Here is an 18,651-nt window from a genome sequence, read left to right as displayed (position 1 = left end):
AGGCGCCGCCTCAGGCGGTGGGCGGCGGCGCGGACGGCTCCGGGTCGGGAACCAGGACGGCGAGGACCCGCATCAGCGGACGGCCGGTGGTCAGCAGCGAGTCCGCGAGCGAGGTGAGAGACTCCTTCGTGCGCTCTCCGGCCAGGGTGGGCTGCTCCCAGTCTCCCAGCCGTACCTTGTACTCGTTGATCGGTTTGCGCAGCGGCTCGTCCCAGGCGTCGCGGTGCCGGTCGAGGAACCGCTCGGCCGTGGCCAGCGCGTCGGGGATACCGGCCTCCAGTACGCTCGCGGGTTCGCTGTGGCGCATGGGGTTGGCCATCGTCGGTCCGACACCCGACCGTCGCAGGAGACCGACCATGTCGTCCTCCACCGTGCCGCTCCGTGTCACGCCCATCCACTTGACGACGGTCGGGCGGCCCAGGGCGTTGGAGTAGACGCCCTGGATGAGGTACGTCGGTTCTGGCACGTCCGCTGTGACGATCAATGCCTCCTGACGGCCGAGACGCACCAAAACCTTGTCCGTGAGCCACTCCACCACGGGATGCAGATCCGTGAGCAGGGAAATCTCCGGCCAGCTGGACGTGGACGACTCACGTGCCCGCCTCAGGGAGTGGTCGGCCAGGCGGCGGTTGAAGGTGACCAGTAGCCTCTCGCGCAGTCGCTGCTCGCGGACATAGTCCAGCGGAAGCGCCTTGAGGCGGTGTACCAGGTCGGCGGGTGGCTGGAAAGACAGCAGGCCCGTCTCGGTGTCGCGTTGCAGATCAAGGCTCGCGGTCGGGTCGGGGAACACCTCGCGCAGCGCCTCGTCCAGGAACTCGGCGGTGGAGGTGAACAGGCGTGGTACTGCCGCATTGCCCGTTGCGGCTCCGACCGGACCCGGTTGCGGCGGACTGTCGGTGCTGTCCGAGGCGCCGTTCTGACTTCCCGTGGGGGACGGTTCCTCGTCTCCCACGGAGCCGAAGAAGTCCGCGAGGAAATCGTCCATGACCGCGTCCGCCTCGGCCTCCGCCCGGCGTGCGTCCAGTGACTCGTCCACCGTCCGGCCGCGCAGCAGGTCCTGGATGAGCGACTTTTCCTCGGCCTCCGCACGGTACAGGCCGGTGACCGCCTCGGCCGAGCCCAGCTTGTTGTGTGCCTCCGCCTCGCGGGCCAACAGCCGCTCCGCGACCACCGTGTCGTCCTTCGCGCCCTCGATTCCGCTGGTGAGGATGAGCGCGCGGAACTGCGGCTCATGGGCCTGGCCGTAGCGGTCGATACGGCCGTTGCGCTGCTCGATGCGGATCAGAGACCACGGGACGTCGTAATGGACGAGCTGATGGCACTGGCGATGCAAGTTGACGCCCTCGGACGCCACATCGCCGGTCAGCAGGATGCGTACGGGTGTGTCCGCGAGGCCGAATTCCTCCACACACTGCATCTGCTGCTCGTCCGACAAACCGCCGTGCATCACCCGGGTCGACTCCTGGGCTGCCCGGCCCCGGAAGCCGAGCGCGGCCGGCAGTACCGAACGTAGCCACTCCAGGGTCTGGACTCGCTCGGAGAACACCACAACCCGGGTGGCGGACTTCGGGCCGACCCCGATCTCGCGCAGCTCCTCGACGAGCTTCGTGAACTTCGCCGAGTCGGCCTCCGTCATCGGCGTCACCAGTTCCTGAAGCGTGTGCAGCGCGGCGAGTTCGGCGCGGGTCGCCGCCGGCTCGTCCTTCTTCTCCAGTGTCTTGATGCGCGCGGCCACCGTCGCTTTGAGAGCCGCGTGCGAGGAGAGGAAGGACTTCAGCAGTGTGTACGGGAAGAGAGGAACGCCGCTCACCGAGGTGCCGTTCTCGCCGGGCAGCCACACCGCTGCCAGCTCTTCGAAGACCTTCTCTTCGGCGGGCGTGGCCATGCATCGCACTGACCGGGAGGGGCCACGGTCCGCCCATTGGCCCTTCATCTGCTCGCGGACCTCGGGGCTGATCTTCGTACGGCGGATGAAGAGGTGTTCGATGTCCTCGGCGCGGTAGTGCTCCGGATCGCGGATCGCGGCCGGGTCGAGAAGACCGATCAGCTCCGCGAACGACTTCGCGTCCCCGTTGTGCGGGGTCGCCGAGGCGAGGATCAAGGCATCCGTGCGTGGGGCGAGAATTTGGGCGAGCTGGTTACGCAGAGAACCCCGGTTGATCAGGTTGTGCGACTCGTCGATGACGACCGCGTCCCAGTTGATTCGCTCCAGATGATGCTTGTACTGGTCGGTGTTCTTCAAGGTGTCGATCGAGACGATCACCCGCTTGAAGTAGGTGAATGGGTTCCGGCCCGCCGGGATCTCTCGCTGAATCCGCTCGATGCCGACCGAGTCCAGACGCACGAGAGGGATGGCGAAGCGCGTCCACAGTTCGTGCTGGAACTGCTCCAGGACGTGCTGAGGGGTGACCACCAGGATCCGCTCACCACGGCCCCGGCGGATCAGCTCGGCGAGCGTCAGTCCGATCTCCAACGTCTTGCCCAGGCCGACCACGTCCGCGATCAACAGCCGTGGTCGCAGGTTGCGGCCCGACAGGGCAAGCTCGGCCGGTCGCCGCTGGTAGGGGAGGGAATCAAGGAGGAAGGAGTCGGCGAGCGCCAGGCGGCGCTCGGACTGCGGCAGCGCGGTCTTGCGCAGGACCGCCTCCAGGAAGAGACGGGAGCGCCGGAAGTTCGACGACTCGTCCTGCACCAGCTTCGTGCGACGGGGGTCGATCAGCTCGATGTCGTCGAGGCCGGTGAAGAACACCGCCTCCTGGTCCCGTACGAAGTCGGACACGCCCACGACATCGACTTTTGCGCCGTCGTGCTCGGTGCGCACGGAGTTCCGCACGAGCCACACCTCATCGCGCACGAGCACCTGCGCGCCCGCCGGAAACTGTTCCTCCCCGGAACCGACCGGTGCGCTGTTGCTCTGCTGGGCGGTCACCCGCTGCCTCCCCTGTCCGTAATGCTGTGCTGTTGTCGCGGTCACCGCCAGGCTTGCGCCGACGTACTGCTCACGCTGTTGTACCGCTCTACTGTGCCGCATGAGTGGCAAAGTGCGTGAACCACCCTCACCGGGACAGACCCGCAGGTCAATGGCGCACGGGGCGGAGATGCGCGAGTGAAGTCCGGGAGCTGTGCGTGGCGTCCTGCGCTCGAACACACTGTGCTTGGTGCCGCTCAGAACCGGGCCCGCGCCGCGTACACCTCCCGCAACTGCTGGGCGGTGCGGCGCGCCTGCGCAGAGTGGCGCAGGGAACGGACCGGGGCCCGGCCGACGGGACGAATGCGTCGGGGGGTGTCCTGAGCGTTCTGCTGCAGCGCGGTTCGGTGGTCCTGCGCATTCTCGGCGAACGGGGCCGGCGGCTCGGCCTGTGCGGGCGACTCGGCGTGCGATGCCGGGGCCGGTGAGGCGGAGGCGGGTGCATGCGTGCTTCTGGAAGCCGGCGAAGACTCGTCCGGAAGCGGAACGTCGGCTGGACCGGGCGGGGCGGAAGGAGGAGAGACGGCGCTCTCCGGTACAGATGCCGGGAGCAGCGTCGAGAGATCCTGCGGCGACGTCGCGGTATAGGTGGTGAGTCGCCTGCGTGCCTGGGCGAGCTTCAGCCCTTGCGCCTCGACCAGGGCACGGCACTGCTTGACCACTTCGTTGACCGTAGGCCGGTCCTGAGCTCGGTGGGAGAGCATGGAGGTCAGCAGTGGGACGAGCTCGGACGGCGTTCCCGTCAGGTCGGGCGCGGTCGCCGGATCGGTCACCATGTGGAAGAGCGCGTGAATGTTGTTCGTGTAGTACGGCAGGTGGCCCGTCGCGGCGAACAGCAGCACCGTTCCGAGCGCGTACACGTCGACGGCGCTCGTCAGGGGTTTCACGCCATTGGCCTGCTCGGGCGGCATGCAGGACGGGGTGCCGACAACCATGTCGGTGGCGGTGAGAGAAGCGTTCGACTCGGCGAAAACGGCGAGACCGAAGTCGATGATCTTGGGGCCATTCGGACCGAGCAAGATGTTCGCAGGCTTCAGGTCACGGTGCAGCAGGCCCTGTTTGTGTACGTAACTCAGACCCTCGGCGAGCGTCGCGCCGAGGGAGAGGACGAGGAGCGCGGGCAGCGGTCCATGCGACATCACATGCCGGCCCAAGTCCGGCCCCTCGACGTATTCCGTGGCGAGCCAGGGCTGCTCCGCGTCGGCGTCCGCATCGAGTAGCTGCGCGATGCGCGCGCCCCAGACCGTCTGCAGAATTCTGATCTCCTGCGCGAATCGCAGTCGCGCGGTCGAGTCGACGACCGATGGCTTGATGACCTTCACCGCGGCAGGCTCGCCGCCGGGCGACTCGCCCAGGTACACCTGCCCCATGCCGCCTTGGCCGATCCGGCCCAACAGCTCGAAGTCGCCGATTTGTGCCGGGTCTCCGGGGTTGAGCGGCGTCGTCTGCACGTCTTTCCTTCGGTCGGGCCCGCCGGGCGGGAGCTGTCGCACCGGTTCCGCCCCAAGCTAGCCGATGGCCCCGCCAGCGGGCCCCGTTACGGACACCCTTCTCTCCGACGCAGCCGCCTCTGCGGAGCCCTGCGTCACCGCGTCCGGGGCTGGGACGCACCGAACAGACCGGGCGTCGATCCTACGGTCCTGGAACGATCGGGAGGTGGCCCAGGGAGACCGCCGCGTCCGCTCAACCCGCATCCATACCGGTCAGAAGGCGCGGCGGCTTTTCTCCCAGGCCGGTCAGATGTCCCGGAAGATCTCGATCTGCGCGCCCAGGGAGTTGAGGCGCTCGGCGAGGTCTTCGTAGCCGCGGTTGATGACGTAGACGTTGCGGAGTACGGACGTGCCCTCGGCGGCCATCATCGCCAGGAGGACGACGACGGCGGGGCGCAGGGCCGGCGGGCACATCATTTCCGCCGAGCGCCAGCGGGTCGGGCCGTCGACCAGGACGCGGTGCGGGTCGAGCAGCTTGACCTGCGCGCCGAGGCGGTTGAGGTCCGTCAGGTAGATCGCGCGGTTGTCGTACACCCAGTCGTGAATCAGGGTCTGGCCCTGGGCGCTGGCCGCGATCGCCGCGAAGAACGGCACGTTGTCGATGTTGAGGCCGGGGAACGGCATGGGGTGGATCTTGTCGAGCGGTGCGCTCAGCTTCGAGGGGCGCACGGTGAGGTCGATCAGGCGGGTACGGCCGTTGTCGGCGGTGTACTCCGCGCTGCGGGTGTGGTCGAGGCCCATCTCCTCCAGGACCGCGAGCTCGATCTCCAGGAATTCGACGGGGACCCGGCGGATCGTCAGTTCGGACTCGGTGACGACCGCGGCGGCCAGCAGGCTCATCGCCTCGACCGGGTCCTCCGACGGCGCGTAGTCCACGTCCCGCTCGATGTGCGCGACGCCGTGCACGGTGAGGGTCGTGGTGCCGATGCCCTCGACGCGTACGCCCAGCTGCTCCAGGAAGAAGCACAGGTCCTGGACCATGTAGTTGGAGGAGGCGTTGCGGATGACCGTGACGCCGTCGTGCCGGGCGGCGGCGAGCAGCGCGTTCTCCGTCACGGTGTCGCCGCGCTCGGTCAGTACGATCGCGCGCTTGGGTGCCACGGCCCGGTCGACGTGCGCGTGGTACGTGCCCTCGGTGGCGGTGACCTCCAGGCCGAAGTGGCGCAGCGCGGTCATGTGCGGGGTGACCGTACGGGTGCCGAGGTCGCAGCCGCCCGCGTACGGGATCTTGAAGTGGTCCATGCGGTGCAGCAGCGGACCGAGGAACATGATGACGCTGCGGGTGCGGCGGGCCGCCTCGGTGTCCATGGAGTCGAGGTCCAGCTCGGCGGGCGGCACGACCTCCAGGTCGTTGCCGTCGTTGATCCAGCGCGTACGCACGCCGATCGAGCCCAGCACTTCGAGGATGCGGTAGACCTCCTCGATCCGGGCGACGCGGCGCAGCGTGGTGCGGCCGGCGTTCAGCAGCGTCGCGCAGAGCAGCGCCACGCAGGCGTTCTTGCTCGTCTTGACGTCGATACTGCCGGAGAGGCGGCGGCCGCCGACGACGCGGAGATGCATGGGTCCCGCGTACCCCAGGGAGACGATTTCACTGTCCAGGGCCTCGCCGATCCGGGCGATCATCTCAAGGCTGATGTTCTGATTACCGCGTTCGATGCGGTTCACCGCGCTCTGGCTCGTGCCGAGCGCCTCCGCCAGCTGCGTCTGTGTCCAGCCCCGGTGTTGCCGGGCGTCACGGATGAGCTTGCCGATACGTACGAGGTAGTCGTCTGCCATGAGGAGAACGGTATCTCAGATATGAGATGGATGTTCAACTGTCGCTTGTTCTACTACTATACGAACAATGGGCTGTACGGCGGTGCTTCTGACGGGCGGCGCGGCCGGGTGGACAAGGGGAAGGCGGTGCCGGGACATGGCCGGTCGCTGGGGCGTTACCGCGGGACACGGGGGCGGCGGGACGGCCGCCCGTAGGGGGCACGGCGCGCGTCGGGTGATCGTCGCAATGGCCCCCTTCCCGCTGGCCGCCGCCGTCGTCGCCACGGCGTACGGAGTGCTCGCCGGACGGCTGCCCGGGACGCTGGCCACGCACTTCCGCTTCGACGGCCGCGCCGACGGCTTCTCGTCGGCCGGCGGCTTCCTCGCCACCGCGCTCGGCATGCTCCTCGTATTCGGCGCCGTATTCGGGCTCCTCGTCCTCACTCCGACGGCCGGACGCCGTACGGGTGCCGGGCGGCATCCGGGTGCCGCGCGTCGTACGAATGTCGTACTCGGCACGGCCGGTTCCGCCATCGCCCTCGCCTACGGCCTCGCGGGCCTGCTCGCGTACGCCTTCGTCGCCACGCTGCACGCCAACGCGGTGGCCGGCGGCGCCCACGCCGCCACCCGGCTGCCGCTCTGGCAGCTCGCCGCGGCGCTCGGCGTGGGGGTGGTGGCCGGCGCACTCGGCCGGCTGCTGGCGGGGAAGGACACGCCGCCGCCGGACGACGGGACGCGCGGCGGCGCGCCCCGGCTGCCCCTCGCCGGCTCCGAGGTCGCCGGCTGGTCCCGCACCGTCTCCTCGCCGGTCATGTACGCCATCGGCCTGACGCTTCTCCTCGCGGGCCTGATCGCGGGCCTGATCGCGGGCCCGGCCGCCGGGTGGAGCGCGGCGCCCGGCCTGCTCGTCGGCGGGCTGCTGGTCCTCGCGCTCGCCGGGCTGCGGGTGACCGCCGACCGGCACGGCCTGACCGTGACCCCGCCCCTCCTCCCGTACCCCCGTATGCGCATCCCCCTGGCGCGCATACGGGAGGCCGGGAGCCGGGAGATCGTCCCGCTGCGCGAGTTCGGCGGCTGGGGCTACCGGATGCGGCCCGGCCGCAGCGGCTTCGTGCTCCGCTCCGGCGAGGCGCTGTCGCTGCGCCTGGCGAGCGGGAAGGAGTTCGTGGTGACGGTCGGCGACTCCGCCACCGCGGCAGCACTCCTGAACACCCTGGTCGACCGGTCGGAGGCCGCGGAGGGCGGCGCGGACGGCCGCGCCGACAGCGGCGCCGACCGCCCGGGAGGCGCGGCCTGATGCTGGTCCGTATCGACCCCACCTCCGCCGTGCCGCTCGGCGACCAGGTCGCCGCCTCCGTGCGCGGCGCCATCGCCGACGGCTCCGTGGGCGCCGGGGAGCGGCTCCCCGCCGCCCGCGCCCTCGCCGCCTCCCTCGGCGTCAACGTGCACACCGTCCTCCGCGGTTACCAGCGCCTGAAGGAGGAGGGCCTGATCGAACTGCGGCGCGGCCGCGGCGCGGTGGTCACCGGCGCCGCGGCCCCCGCCCGCGCCCGCCTCACCGACGCCGCCGCCGGCCTGATCGAGCAGGCCCGCGCCCTCGGCCTCACGGACGAGGAGATCGTCTCCCTGGTCCGTACGGGCCTGGGCAGGCCGCTCGGTACGGGCTGACCGACACCCGGTCCGGCTCCGTTACCAGGTCGGCCCCGCCACCTGCCGGGTCGTCACATTGATCCGGTTGAAGAGGTTGGTCAGGCCGACCATGAGGACGATCGACGCCAGCTGCTTCTCGTCGAAGTGCTCGGCGGCCGCGTTCCAGATCTCGTCCGGCACCGGGTCCGGCTGGTCGGCGAGCCGGGTCGCGGCCTCGGCGAGGGCCAGCGCGGCGCGTTCGGCCTCGGTGAAGAACGGCGCGTCGCGCCAGGCCGCCACCGCGAAGAGCCGCTCGTCGGTCTCGCCCGCCTTCTTCGCGTTGAGCGCACCGCCCACCACGCAGTAACCGCACCCGTTGATCTGACTCGCCCGCAGGTGCACCAGCTCCAGCGTCGTCTGCGGCACGCCGCCCGACCCGGCCGCCTTCAGCAGCTGCTGCACGGCCGCCGTGGCCTCGGGAAAGATCATCGCGGGGTTCTTCATCCGAGCCTGCATGTCGCTCTCCTCGTAAAGGGCTTCTCATCGGATTTCCGTGCTTCACCCCTACGACGGAAGCGGCCCGCGAGATGTGACATGCGGTCCGGGGCATCCGTAAAAAAAACTTTCCGCGCGCTCTGCACCCACTCCCTGTACCTACTGGTATGTATGCTGCCCTCATGAGCACTGCGAACAGTCCGACCGGCCCGAAGGGCCCGTCGGCCGGCACCTCGGAACGCCTCATCGAAAGCACCCGCGAACTGCTGTGGGAGCGCGGCTACGTCGGTACGAGCCCCAAGGCGATCCTGCGGCGCGCCCACGCCGGCCAGGGCAGCATGTACCACCACTTCACCGGCAAGCCCGACCTCGCGCTGGCCGCCATCCGGCGCACCGCCGAGGAGATGCGGGCCGAGGTGGCGCGGCTGCTCGCCGGGCCCGGTACCGCGGTGGACCGCATCGGTGCCTACCTGCGCCGCGAGCGCGATGTCCTCAAGGGCTGCCCGGTCGGGCGGCTCACCCAGGACCCGGACGTGATGGCCGACCCGGTGCTGCGCGCGCCGGTCGACGAGACCTTCGACTGGCTGCGCGGCCGGATCGCGGAGGTGCTGGCGGAGGGTCAGGAGAGCGGCGAGCTGGACGCGGCGCTGGACCCGGCCGCCACGGCCGCGACCGTGGTTGCCGTGGTCCAGGGCGGCTACGTCCTCGCCCGCGCCGCCGGTACGCCGGACGCCTTCGACCAGGCGGTCACCGGCGCGCTCACGCTGCTGACCACGCACGCCACCCGGAGCCGCTGATGTACGCGGCGCAGTACGAGATCACGCTGCCCGCCGATTACGACATGGGCGTCATCCGCAAGCGGGTGGCCGACTTCGGGCAGCTGCTCGACGACCGCGCCGGGCTGGGCCTGAAGGCGTATCTGATCCGCGAGCGCGGCGCCGACGGCTCGCCGGTGAACCAGTACGCGCCCTTCTACCTCTGGCGGGACGTCGGCGCGATGAGCCACTTCCTCCTCGGCGGGGGCGGCTTCCAGGGGATCATCCGCGACTTCGGCCGCCCGCCCGTGCGGCACTGGACCGGCGTGACGACCCTGGCGGGCCCAGCGCGCGAGACACACCCGCGCGCCGCCTCCCGCCGTCTGACCCCGCTGCCGCCCGACCCCGACCCGGACGGCACGGGCCTGGGCCTCTCCCGCCTCATCGCCCGGGAGACCGAAGCACTGCGCACGCTGGCCCGGCGCCCCGACGTCCACACGGCGGCCCTCGCCGTCGACCCCCACCACTGGCACCTGCTGCGCTTCACCCTCTGGACGCACGCCGTCCCGGCCGACGAGGACGCCACCGAACGCTACGAGGTCCTCCACCTGTCGGCTCCGCCCATCGGGTAGTCGACGTATCCGGCGGCGCCGCCCGTGTAGTACGTGGCGGGGTCGCCCTCCGCCGGCTTCTGCCGGAGCGCGAAGCGGGTGACGAGGTCCGGGTTGGCGATGAAGTGGGTGCCGTACGAGACGGCATCGGCGATCCCCGCTTCGATGACGGCGTTGCCGGACCGCCGGTCGAAGCCGTTGTTCACGATCAATGGGCCCCGGAACAGCCGCCGGTAGCGCGCGAACGCGGCGAAGTCGGGGGCGGTGTCCGGTGCCGCGCGATCCGGCCCCCGCAGGTGCACGTACGCCAGGGGCCGGTCGCCGAGTTCGGCCACGAGGGCGTCGTGGTCGGCGAGCGTCCCGGCGTCCGCCCGGAACAGGCCGTCCGCCCAGTAGGGCGAGAGCCGGACGCCCACGCGCCGTCCCTCCCACGGCTCGGCGACCGCGTCCACGGTCTCCAGCAGCAGACGCCGCCGCCCGGCCCGGTCGCCGCCGTATCCGTCGGTGCGGCGGTTCAGCCGCGGGTGAAGGAACTGCGCGAGCAGGAAGGTGCCGAGAGCGCCGACCTCGACGCCGTCGAACCCGGCACGCCGGGCGTTCGCCGAGGCGGTACGGAAGTCGGCGACCGTGGCGGCAATGTCGTCAGTGGTCATCTCCCGGGGGGTGACGGTCGGCTTGAACCCGCTGGGAGTGAAGGACCGTTCGCGCGGATCGACCGCCGACGGGCCGGCGGGCAGCCGCCCTCCGAGGTGGTCGGGATGGGAGGCCGCGCCAGTGTGCCAGAGCTGCGCCACGATGCGGCCCCCGAGGGCGTGCACAAGATCGGTGACCTGCCGCCAGCCGGCGACCTGTTCCGCGCTGTAGACGCCGGGCACGTGGACGAAGCCGATCGCCTCCTCGCTGACCCAGACCCCCTCGGTGATGATCAGGCCCGCGCCGGCCCGTTGCGCGTAGTAGGCGGCGTGCAGTTCCGTCGGTACCAGCCCGTCGCCAGTCGCGCGCGCCCGCGTGACCGGGGCCATCACCACCCGGTTGGGCAGCCGGAGGTCTCCGAGGTCTGCGCCGCGCAGTAGCGGCTGCGGCGGCCGGCCGGGCTCCGTCGGCGGTGCGGCAGCGGTTGTCGTCAGGGTGCCGATCATGATGTGTCCTCTCCGTGTCACCTCGGCGGTGTCCGGTACGTCATGTCAGTGACGGCGCGCGACACGGAAAGGTGACCGATGGATGCACACGATCGGCCGGCGGAGGCCCGGACCGGGCAGGAAGGGCCGGCGGAGCGCTTCGAGGCGCACCGCGGCCGGCTGCGCGCGGTCGCGTACCGGATGCTCGGTTCGGCCGACGAGGCGGACGACGCCGTCCAGGAGACCTGGCTGCGGCTCGGCCGCGTCGACGCCGAGGAGATCGAGAACCTGGGCGGCTGGCTGCGGACCGTGGTCTCGCGCGTGTGCCTGGACATGCTGCGGGCCCGTGCGACACGCGGGGAGGACCTTCTCGGCCACCGGATGCCCGATGGGCTCCCCGTGCCGCCGGGTACGGGGGACGGCTCGGGGCCGGAGCACGAGGCGCTGCTGGCCGACTCGGTCGGCCGTGCGCTGCTCGTGGTGCTGGACACGCTCGCCCCCGTTGAGCGCGTCGCCTTCGTCCTGCACGACCTGTTCGCCGTGCCGTTCGCGGAGATCGCGCCTCTCGTGGACCGCACCCCGGTGGCCGCGAAGAAGCTCGCCAGCCGCGCCCGCCGCCGGGTACGGGGCACGACGGACGTCCCCGCCGACGAGCTCGCCCGGCAGCGGCAGGTCGCGGACGCCTTCCTGGCCGCCTCGCGCGACGGCGACCTCGACGCGCTGCTCGCGGTCCTGGCGCCGGACGTCGTACGCCGGGCCGACCGTGCCGCCCTGCCGCCGGGCGCTCCCGCGGAGGTCCGCGGGGCGCGGGCCGTGGCGGAGGGCACCCTCGTCTTCGGGCGACGCGCACAGTACGCGGAGCCGGCGCTGATCGACGGGGCGGTGGGGATCGTCGTCGCCCCGTACGGACGGCTGTGCCTCGCCCTCACCCTCACGGTCGAGCGGGATCGGATCACCGCGTACGAGGTCATCGCCGACCCCGCCCGTCTGCGCCGCCTCACCCTGGCAGTGCCGGATGAAGCGGCCCACAGCGGGCATGCGGGCAGGGCGGAGCATGACCGCACGGCGGTCATGTACTAGAGTTATCTCGACATCGAGATATCTGCCGAGAGACGTACCGCTGCCGCGCTAGTAAGGCTCCCCTAACTAAGTCTTACCTTAGCTGATTGGCCGGGGCCGGCGACGGCAGGATCGTGGTGGTACGCGCGAATTCATGCATGAAGGAGACTGTCGTGTCGGCGAACAGCTTCGACGCCCGCAGCACCCTGCAGGTGGGCGACGAGTCGTACGAGATCTTCCGGCTGGACAAGGTGGAGGGCGCAGCGCGCCTGCCGTACAGCCTGAAGGTCCTGCTGGAGAACCTGCTCCGCACCGAGGACGGCGCGAACATCACCGCCGACCACATCCGGGCGCTGGGCAACTGGGACTCGCAGGCCCAGCCCAACCAGGAGATCCAGTTCACGCCGGCCCGCGTGATCATGCAGGACTTCACCGGTGTGCCGTGTGTGGTGGACCTCGCGACCATGCGTGAGGCCGTGAAGGAGCTCGGCGGCGACCCCGCCAAGATCAACCCGCTGGCCCCGGCCGAGCTGGTCATCGACCACTCCGTCATCGCCGACAAGTTCGGCACCAACGACGCGTTCGCGCAGAACGTCGAGCTGGAGTACGGCCGCAACAAGGAGCGCTACCAGTTCCTGCGCTGGGGCCAGACCGCCTTCGACGAGTTCAAGGTCGTCCCGCCCGGCACCGGCATCGTCCACCAGGTGAACATCGAGCACCTGGCCCGTACGGTCATGGTCCGCAACGGCCAGGCGTACCCCGACACCCTCGTCGGCACCGACTCGCACACCACGATGGTCAACGGCCTGGGCGTCCTGGGCTGGGGCGTCGGCGGCATCGAGGCCGAGGCCGCGATGCTCGGCCAGCCGGTCTCCATGCTGATCCCGCGCGTGGTCGGCTTCAAGCTGACCGGCGAGCTCAAGCCCGGCACGACGGCGACGGACCTCGTCCTCACCATCACCGAGATGCTGCGCAAGCACGGCGTCGTCGGCAAGTTCGTCGAGTTCTACGGTGAGGGCGTCGCCGCCACCTCGCTCGCGAACCGCGCCACCATCGGCAACATGTCGCCGGAGTTCGGCTCCACCGCCGCGATCTTCCCGATCGACGACGAGACCCTGAACTACCTCAAGCTCACCGGCCGCTCCGAGCAGCAGGTCGCGCTCGTCGAGGCGTACGCCAAGGAGCAGGGCCTCTGGCTGGACCCGGCCGCCGAGCCGGACTTCTCCGAGAAGCTGGAGCTGGACCTCGCCACGGTCGTCCCGTCGATCGCCGGCCCGAAGCGCCCGCAGGACCGCATCGTCCTCGCCGAGGCCGCGAAGCAGTTCGCGCAGGACGTGCGCAACTACGTCGGCGACGACGAGGAGGCCGGCAAGGAGTCCTTCCCGGCCTCGGACGCCCCGGCTCGCGACCACAACGGCGCGCCGAGCAAGCCGACCCAGGTCGTCGCCGCCGACGGCTCGGTCTTCGAGATCGACCACGGCGCCGTCACCGTCGCCGCGATCACCTCCTGCACCAACACCTCGAACCCCTACGTCATGGTCGCCGCGGCGCTCGTGGCCAAGAAGGCGGTCGAGAAGGGCCTGACCCGCAAGCCGTGGGTCAAGACCACCCTGGCCCCGGGCTCGAAGGTCGTCACCGACTACTTCGACAAGGCCGGCCTGACCCCGTACCTGGACAAGCTGGGCTTCAACCTGGTCGGTTACGGCTGCACCACCTGCATCGGCAACTCCGGTCCGCTGGACGAGGAGATCTCGAAGGCGATCAACGAGGCCGACCTCGCCGTCACCTCGGTGCTCTCCGGCAACCGCAACTTCGAGGGCCGGATCAACCCCGACGTCAAGATGAACTACCTGGCGTCCCCGCCGCTGGTCGTCGCGTACGCCATCGCCGGCTCCATGAAGGTGAACATCACCGAGGAGGCCATCGGCAACGACACCGAGGGCAACCCGGTCTACCTCAAGGACATCTGGCCCACCGAGGCCGAGGTCAACGACGTCGTGGCCAACGCCATCGGCGAGGACATGTTCAACAAGTCCTACCAGGACGTCTTCGCGGGTGACGCCCAGTGGCAGGCGCTGCCGATCCCGACCGGCAACACCTTCGAGTGGGACCCGCAGTCCACCTACGTCCGCAAGCCCCCGTACTTCGAGGGCATGACGATGGAGACCACCCCGGTCGAGGACATCGCGGGCGCCCGCGTCCTGGCCAAGCTGGGCGACTCGGTCACCACCGACCACATCTCCCCGGCCGGTGCGATCAAGGCCGACACCCCGGCCGGCAAGTACCTCACCGAGCACGGCGTCGAGCGTCGCGACTTCAACAGCTACGGCTCCCGCCGTGGTAACCACGAGGTCATGATCCGCGGCACGTTCGCCAACATCCGCCTGCGCAACCAGATCGCGCCGGGCACCGAGGGCGGCTTCACCCGCGACTTCACCCAGGACGGCGGCCCGGTGTCGTTCATCTACGACGCCTCGCAGAACTACCAGGCCGCCGGCATCCCGCTGGTCATCCTGGCCGGCAAGGAGTACGGCTCCGGCTCCTCCCGCGACTGGGCCGCCAAGGGCACCGCGCTGCTCGGCGTCAAGGCCGTCATCGCCGAGTCCTACGAGCGCATCCACCGCTCGAACCTGATCGGCATGGGCGTCCTGCCCCTGCAGTTCCCCGAGGGCGCCTCCGCGCAGTCCCTGGGCCTGACCGGCGAGGAGACCTTCTCCATCACCGGCATCACCGCCCTGAACGACGGCGGCATCCCGGAGACCGTGAAGGTGAAGGCCGGCGACGTCGAGTTCGACGCCAAGGTCCGCATCGACACCCCCGGCGAGGCCGACTACTACCGCAACGGCGGCATCATGCAGTACGTGCTGCGCAGCCTGATCCGCAAGTGATCACCGGCTAGCCCGTAGCGGCAGGAAGGGCCGCACCCCGACACACCGGGGTGCGGCCCTTCCGCATAGACCGGTGGAGTGGACTCACGCGGCGCGTGGTGGTGAGGGCGGCGGAGCGCGGTACGTCTTGCGTCGTCCTTATTTCCTGCTGACAGGAGAATCACATGCGCAGGTTCATCGGCCGGTCCGTCGCGGCCGCGGTGCTCGCGACGGCGGTCGTCCTCCCGGCCTCGGGCGTGGCCCAGGCCGCCCCGAAGGCGCCGACGGTCGCGTCGTGGTCGAAAGACTGCAAGTGCAAGCACAAGAAGGCCGACCGCTGGGACGACTGGGGCTGGTGGCGGCACCACCACGGGCTGCTCAGCGACCTGCTCCACATCCTCCTCTGAGCCGTCCGGAAGCCGCACAGGGCCGCACCACCGTTCGCGGGGGTGCGGCCCTGGCCTGTGGCGTGCGGTGCGGTCAGGAGATCAGTTCGATCTCGGCGAGGGTGGCCCGGCCGGCCGGGACCAGCCGGTAGTGCCGGTACGTGCCCGGCCGCTCGACCGAGAAGACGCGGGTCTGCTTGTCCCACGCGAAGGACTCGGCGGAGCGGCGGTCCACGGTGGTCCACTGCCGCCCGTCCTGGGAGCCCTCCAGCGTCCAGCCGGCCGGCGCGTCCGCCTTGGCCGAGGAGGTCAGCGTGTACGAGGTGACGCGGGTCGCCTTCGTGAGGCCGGCGGCCGCCGTCCCGAAGGACGCCGACGTGTCCGAGGTGTTGTCGAAGAGCGCCGAGCCGTCCGGGGACGTCACGTCGGCGGCCGGGTCCGGCACCTTGTCGTCCTTGGTGATCGACGTCGGCGCCGCGTGCGCGCCGGTTCCCCAGCGGGACGGCTCCGGGCCCATGGCGAAGTCCAGGGTGCCGCCGCGGGCGAGTACGGAGTGCGGGAGCGCCGTGGAGGTCCAGGGCTTGCCGTTGACCTTCACGCCCTGCACGTAGACGTTCCGGGCGCTGTTCTCCGGAGCGTTGATGACCAGGTCACGGCCGTTCTCCAGGTGGACGGTGGCCTTCGTGAAGAGCGGGGAGCCGATCGCGTACTCGGGCTGCCCCATCACCAGCGGGTAGAAGCCGAGGGCACTGAAGACGTACCAGGCGGACATCTCGCCGTTGTCCTCGTCGCCCGGGTAGCCCTGGCCGATCTCGCTGCCGAGGTAGAGCCGGGAGAGCACCTCGCGGACCTTCTCCTGGGTCTTCCGCGGCTGCCCGGCCGCGTCGTAGGCGTACGCGATGTGGTGCGAGGGCTGGTTGCTGTGGCCGTACATGCCCATCCGGGTGTCGCGGGCCTCGGTCATCTCGTGGATCACGCCGCCGTAGCTGCCCGCGAACTCCTTGGTACCGGTCTCGGGCGTGGCGAAGTACGTGTCGAGCTTCTTCGCCAGGCCCGCGCGGCCGCCGTAGAGGTTGGCGAGGCCCTTGAGGTCCTGCGGCGCGGTGAAGGCGAAGGACCAGCCGTTGGTCTCGGTGTAGTCGTAACCCCAGACGCGCGGGTCGTACCTGTCCGGCGCGAGCCGCCAGTTGCCCTGCTCGTCCTTGCCCTGGAAGAAGCCGACCCTGTCGTCGAAGAGCTTGACGTAGTCCCGCGCGCGGTTCAGGAAGTACGCCGACTCTTCCTTGTAGCGCTTCTCGTGGGTCTTCTTGTAGAGCGCCTGGCCCATCCGGGCGATGCCGAAGTCGTTGAGGTAGCCCTCCAGGGCCCAGGACATGCCCTCGCGGGTCTTGGTGGAGGTGTACCCGAGGAACGGCGAGGTGTTCATGCCCTTGCGGCCGACGCCGGGGCTGGGCGGCGCGACCGTGGCGTTCTTCAGCGCCGCCTCGTACGCCGCCTTCGCGTCGAAGCGCACCCCCTTGGCGTACGCGTCGGCGAACGCCACGTCGGAGCTGGTGCCGGTCATCAGGTCCGCGTAGCCGGGCGAGGACCAGCGGGAGATCCAGCCGCCGTCCTTGTACTGCTGGACGAAGCCGTCGGCCAGCTGCCCGGCCAGCTTCGGGGTGAGGAAGGAGTACGCGGGCCAGGTGGTCCGGTAGGTGTCCCAGAAGCCGTTGTTCACGTGCACCTGGCCGTCGACGATCTTCGAGCCGGTGCGGGTCGGGGTGTCCGGGCCGGTGGCGGGGGAGAAGGGGCTGGCGTAGCGGACCTTGCCGTCCACCTTCTCCGAGCCGGAGTTGGGGTAGAGGTACAGCCGGTACAGGTTGGAGTAGAGGGTGGTGAGCTGGTCGCGGCTCGCGCCCTCGACCTCGATGCGGCCGAGGATGTCGTCCCACTGTGCGCGGGCGCGGTCCCGTACGGAGGCGAGGGAGGCGCTCTCCGGGACTTCCTGACGGAGGTTCTCCTTCGCCTGGTCGACGCTGATCAGGGACGTGGCGATGCGCATCGTGACCGTGCGGTCGGCGCCCGGCTCGAAGCGGAGATAGCCGGTGACGTCGGGGCCGCCGCCTCCGGAGAGCTTGCCGCCGGCGGTGACCGGCGCGTCGAACGTGGCGTACACGAAGAGCCGGGTGGCCCCCGTGGACAGCCCGCTCTTGACGTCGGAGAAGCCCGTGACCACGCCGTTCCCGGTGTCGAGCGTCAGGCCGCCCTTGTTGTTGACGTTGTCGAAGATCAGGCTCGCGTTATCACCCGGAAAGGTGAACTTCATCAGCGCGGTGTGGTCGGTGGGAGCGATCTCGGTCTGCAGCCCGTTGTCGAAGGTGACGCCGTAATAGTGCGGCTTCGCCGTCTCGCGGGAGTGGTGGAAGGGGAGCGCGCGGGCGGTGCGGGAGGCGTCGGGGGTGCCGGCGGCCGCGGACGGCATCACCTGGAAGGTCTGCCGGTCGCCCATCCAGGGGCTGGGTTCGTGGCTGGCGGCGAATGCCTGGAGGGTGGGGAGGTTGTCGGCGTTGTTCTTGCGCGCGTATTCGTAAAGCCAGTCCTGGGAGCCGGCGTTGGTGACCGGGGTCCAGAAGTTGAAGCCGTTGGGGAGGGCGGTCGCGGGGAAGGTGTTGCCGCGCGAGAAGCTGCCGCTGGAGTGCGTGCCGCGGACGGTCGAGGCGTAGTCGGAGACGTGCGCGAGACGCTTCTCGGGCGCCTTGGGCGCGAGCGTCACATCGTCCAGCCAGCCGCGGAAGTCGCCGCTTCCGCGGGGCGCGTCGTACGCGAGAAGGATGCGGTCGACCGTCTTTCCGGCGGCCACCGCTCCGATCCGTGACTCCCGGTGGTTCCACTGATTGACGTAGAGCGTCTTGGCGGCGCCCTGGCCCTGCGGCGTCAGCGGAGCGCCGTGCTGATCGGCCGGCTCGAGGTCGCTGAGGTAACTGCCGTCGGTGAAGGCGAGATCGACGGCGACCTGGGTGGCGCGGTAGTCACGGGCCGATCCGGCCATTTCGGGGAAGAGCCGGTAGGAGAGGGCGGTATCGCGATCGACGTGGACGTCGACGTCGAAGACCTTGTTGTACGCGTAGCCGTGGCCGTCGGTGGTGTGGCTGCCGCCGTAGCGGAGCGCGTGGGTGCCCGTGAAGCCCGCGTTCTTCTTCGCCGTGGGGGAGTCGGTGGGGCCGGTGTCGACGTGGCTGGTCATGCCGGGTGCCGTGCCGCTCTCCGGGTGGACGCCGGCGGCTTTCGGGGCGCCGTCGGGGCCCGTTTCGGCGGTGTCGCGCCAGTCCGGCGCCGGCTCGCCGGACTCGAACGAGGAGCGGAATTCCGCCGGGGCGTCGGGTGGTGCGTGGGGGGTGGCGGGTGCGGCCACGGCCGCGCCCTGTGCCGTCACGATCAGGAGGGCGGCCGCCGCCAGGGCGACGGGGCGGTTGATCCCACGCAGGTGTCTGTGCCGCACGCGAGCTTCTCCACTCTTCCGGCATCTTTTGACATCG

The 18,651-nt window shown here is 70.3% G+C and carries 13 protein-coding genes; 7 read left to right on the top strand and 6 right to left on the bottom strand.

Annotation, left to right across the window (positions count from 1 at the left end; genetic code table 11):
• Nucleotides 1-10 precede the first annotated feature (10 nt).
• The 3 genes from ACIGXO_RS06875 to ACIGXO_RS06865 all read right to left on the bottom strand — a co-directional run bounded on the left by ACIGXO_RS06875 (nucleotide 11) and on the right by ACIGXO_RS06865 (nucleotide 6,234).
• Nucleotides 11-2,929: a DEAD/DEAH box helicase gene (locus ACIGXO_RS06875; RefSeq protein ID WP_399781361.1), complete on the bottom strand. Its 2,919-nt coding sequence runs from the start codon at nucleotides 2,927-2,929 to the stop codon at nucleotides 11-13.
• 236 nt (nucleotides 2,930-3,165) lie between these two features.
• A complete protein-coding gene (locus ACIGXO_RS06870; RefSeq protein ID WP_399781358.1) occupies nucleotides 3,166-4,419 on the bottom strand; it encodes a serine/threonine-protein kinase in 1,254 nt (417 codons plus the stop codon).
• A 285-nt stretch (nucleotides 4,420-4,704) separates the two neighbouring features.
• Nucleotides 4,705-6,234 carry a UDP-N-acetylglucosamine 1-carboxyvinyltransferase gene (locus tag ACIGXO_RS06865; protein ID WP_223735570.1) on the bottom strand — a complete coding sequence of 510 codons (1,530 nt, stop codon included), beginning with the start codon at nucleotides 6,232-6,234 and terminating at the stop codon, nucleotides 4,705-4,707.
• A 214-nt stretch (nucleotides 6,235-6,448) separates the two neighbouring features.
• On the opposite strand from ACIGXO_RS06865, the gene ACIGXO_RS06860 reads away from it, so the two are divergent.
• A complete protein-coding gene (locus ACIGXO_RS06860; RefSeq protein WP_399781354.1) occupies nucleotides 6,449-7,510 on the top strand; it encodes a DUF1648 domain-containing protein in 1,062 nt (353 codons plus the stop codon).
• Nucleotides 7,510-7,881, top strand: a complete 372-nt coding sequence (locus ACIGXO_RS06855) for a GntR family transcriptional regulator (protein ID WP_399781351.1) — start codon at nucleotides 7,510-7,512, stop codon at nucleotides 7,879-7,881. The genes ACIGXO_RS06860 and ACIGXO_RS06855 overlap by 1 nt, the downstream gene beginning before the upstream one ends.
• A 21-nt stretch (nucleotides 7,882-7,902) precedes the next feature.
• Here the strand turns inward: ACIGXO_RS06855 and ACIGXO_RS06850 are convergent, their stop codons facing one another.
• Nucleotides 7,903-8,358 carry a carboxymuconolactone decarboxylase family protein gene (locus tag ACIGXO_RS06850; RefSeq protein WP_399781348.1) on the bottom strand — a complete coding sequence of 152 codons (456 nt, stop codon included), beginning with the start codon at nucleotides 8,356-8,358 and terminating at the stop codon, nucleotides 7,903-7,905.
• 161 nt (nucleotides 8,359-8,519) lie between these two features.
• Between ACIGXO_RS06850 and ACIGXO_RS06845 the strand changes: the two genes are divergently transcribed.
• Together ACIGXO_RS06845 and ACIGXO_RS06840 are read left to right on the top strand one after the other, a co-directional pair.
• A complete protein-coding gene (locus tag ACIGXO_RS06845; protein ID WP_399781345.1) occupies nucleotides 8,520-9,134 on the top strand; it encodes a TetR/AcrR family transcriptional regulator in 615 nt (204 codons plus the stop codon).
• Nucleotides 9,134-9,724 (top strand): DUF4865 family protein, encoded by a 591-nt coding sequence (locus ACIGXO_RS06840; protein WP_399781342.1) that lies wholly within the window; start codon nucleotides 9,134-9,136, stop codon nucleotides 9,722-9,724. The genes ACIGXO_RS06845 and ACIGXO_RS06840 overlap by 1 nt, the downstream gene beginning before the upstream one ends.
• Here ACIGXO_RS06840 and ACIGXO_RS06835 read toward each other — a convergent pair.
• Nucleotides 9,685-10,842, bottom strand: coding sequence for an alkene reductase (locus ACIGXO_RS06835; RefSeq protein WP_399781340.1), 1,158 nt, complete (start codon nucleotides 10,840-10,842; stop codon nucleotides 9,685-9,687). The two genes, ACIGXO_RS06840 and ACIGXO_RS06835, sit on opposite strands and share 40 nt — an antisense overlap.
• A 78-nt stretch (nucleotides 10,843-10,920) precedes the next feature.
• Here ACIGXO_RS06835 and ACIGXO_RS06830 point away from each other — a divergent pair, with 78 nt between their 5' ends.
• The 3 genes from ACIGXO_RS06830 (at nucleotide 10,921) to ACIGXO_RS06820 (ending at nucleotide 15,154) form a co-directional block, all read left to right on the top strand.
• Nucleotides 10,921-11,901, top strand: coding sequence for a sigma-70 family RNA polymerase sigma factor (locus tag ACIGXO_RS06830; RefSeq protein WP_399781337.1), 981 nt, complete (start codon nucleotides 10,921-10,923; stop codon nucleotides 11,899-11,901).
• Nucleotides 11,902-12,053: 152 nt separating this feature from the next.
• Nucleotides 12,054-14,768 (top strand): aconitate hydratase AcnA, encoded by a 2,715-nt coding sequence (gene acnA / locus ACIGXO_RS06825; RefSeq protein WP_399781334.1) that lies wholly within the window; start codon nucleotides 12,054-12,056, stop codon nucleotides 14,766-14,768.
• Nucleotides 14,769-14,932: 164 nt separating this feature from the next.
• Nucleotides 14,933-15,154 carry a hypothetical protein gene (locus ACIGXO_RS06820; protein WP_399781331.1) on the top strand — a complete coding sequence of 74 codons (222 nt, stop codon included), beginning with the start codon at nucleotides 14,933-14,935 and terminating at the stop codon, nucleotides 15,152-15,154.
• Nucleotides 15,155-15,227: 73 nt separating this feature from the next.
• Here ACIGXO_RS06820 and ACIGXO_RS06815 read toward each other — a convergent pair whose 3' ends face one another.
• Entirely contained in the window at nucleotides 15,228-18,614 is a 3,387-nt protein-coding gene (locus tag ACIGXO_RS06815; protein WP_399781328.1) for a GH92 family glycosyl hydrolase, read from the bottom strand.
• Nucleotides 18,615-18,651 lie beyond the last annotated feature (37 nt).

The sequence above is a fragment of the Streptomyces sp. NPDC053542 genome (assembly GCF_044544685.1).
In the GTDB taxonomy this organism is placed as follows: Bacteria; Actinomycetota; Actinomycetes; order Streptomycetales; family Streptomycetaceae; genus Streptomyces.
Note: the sequence above shows the minus strand (reverse complement) of the source record. Positions and strands in the feature narration are given on the sequence as shown.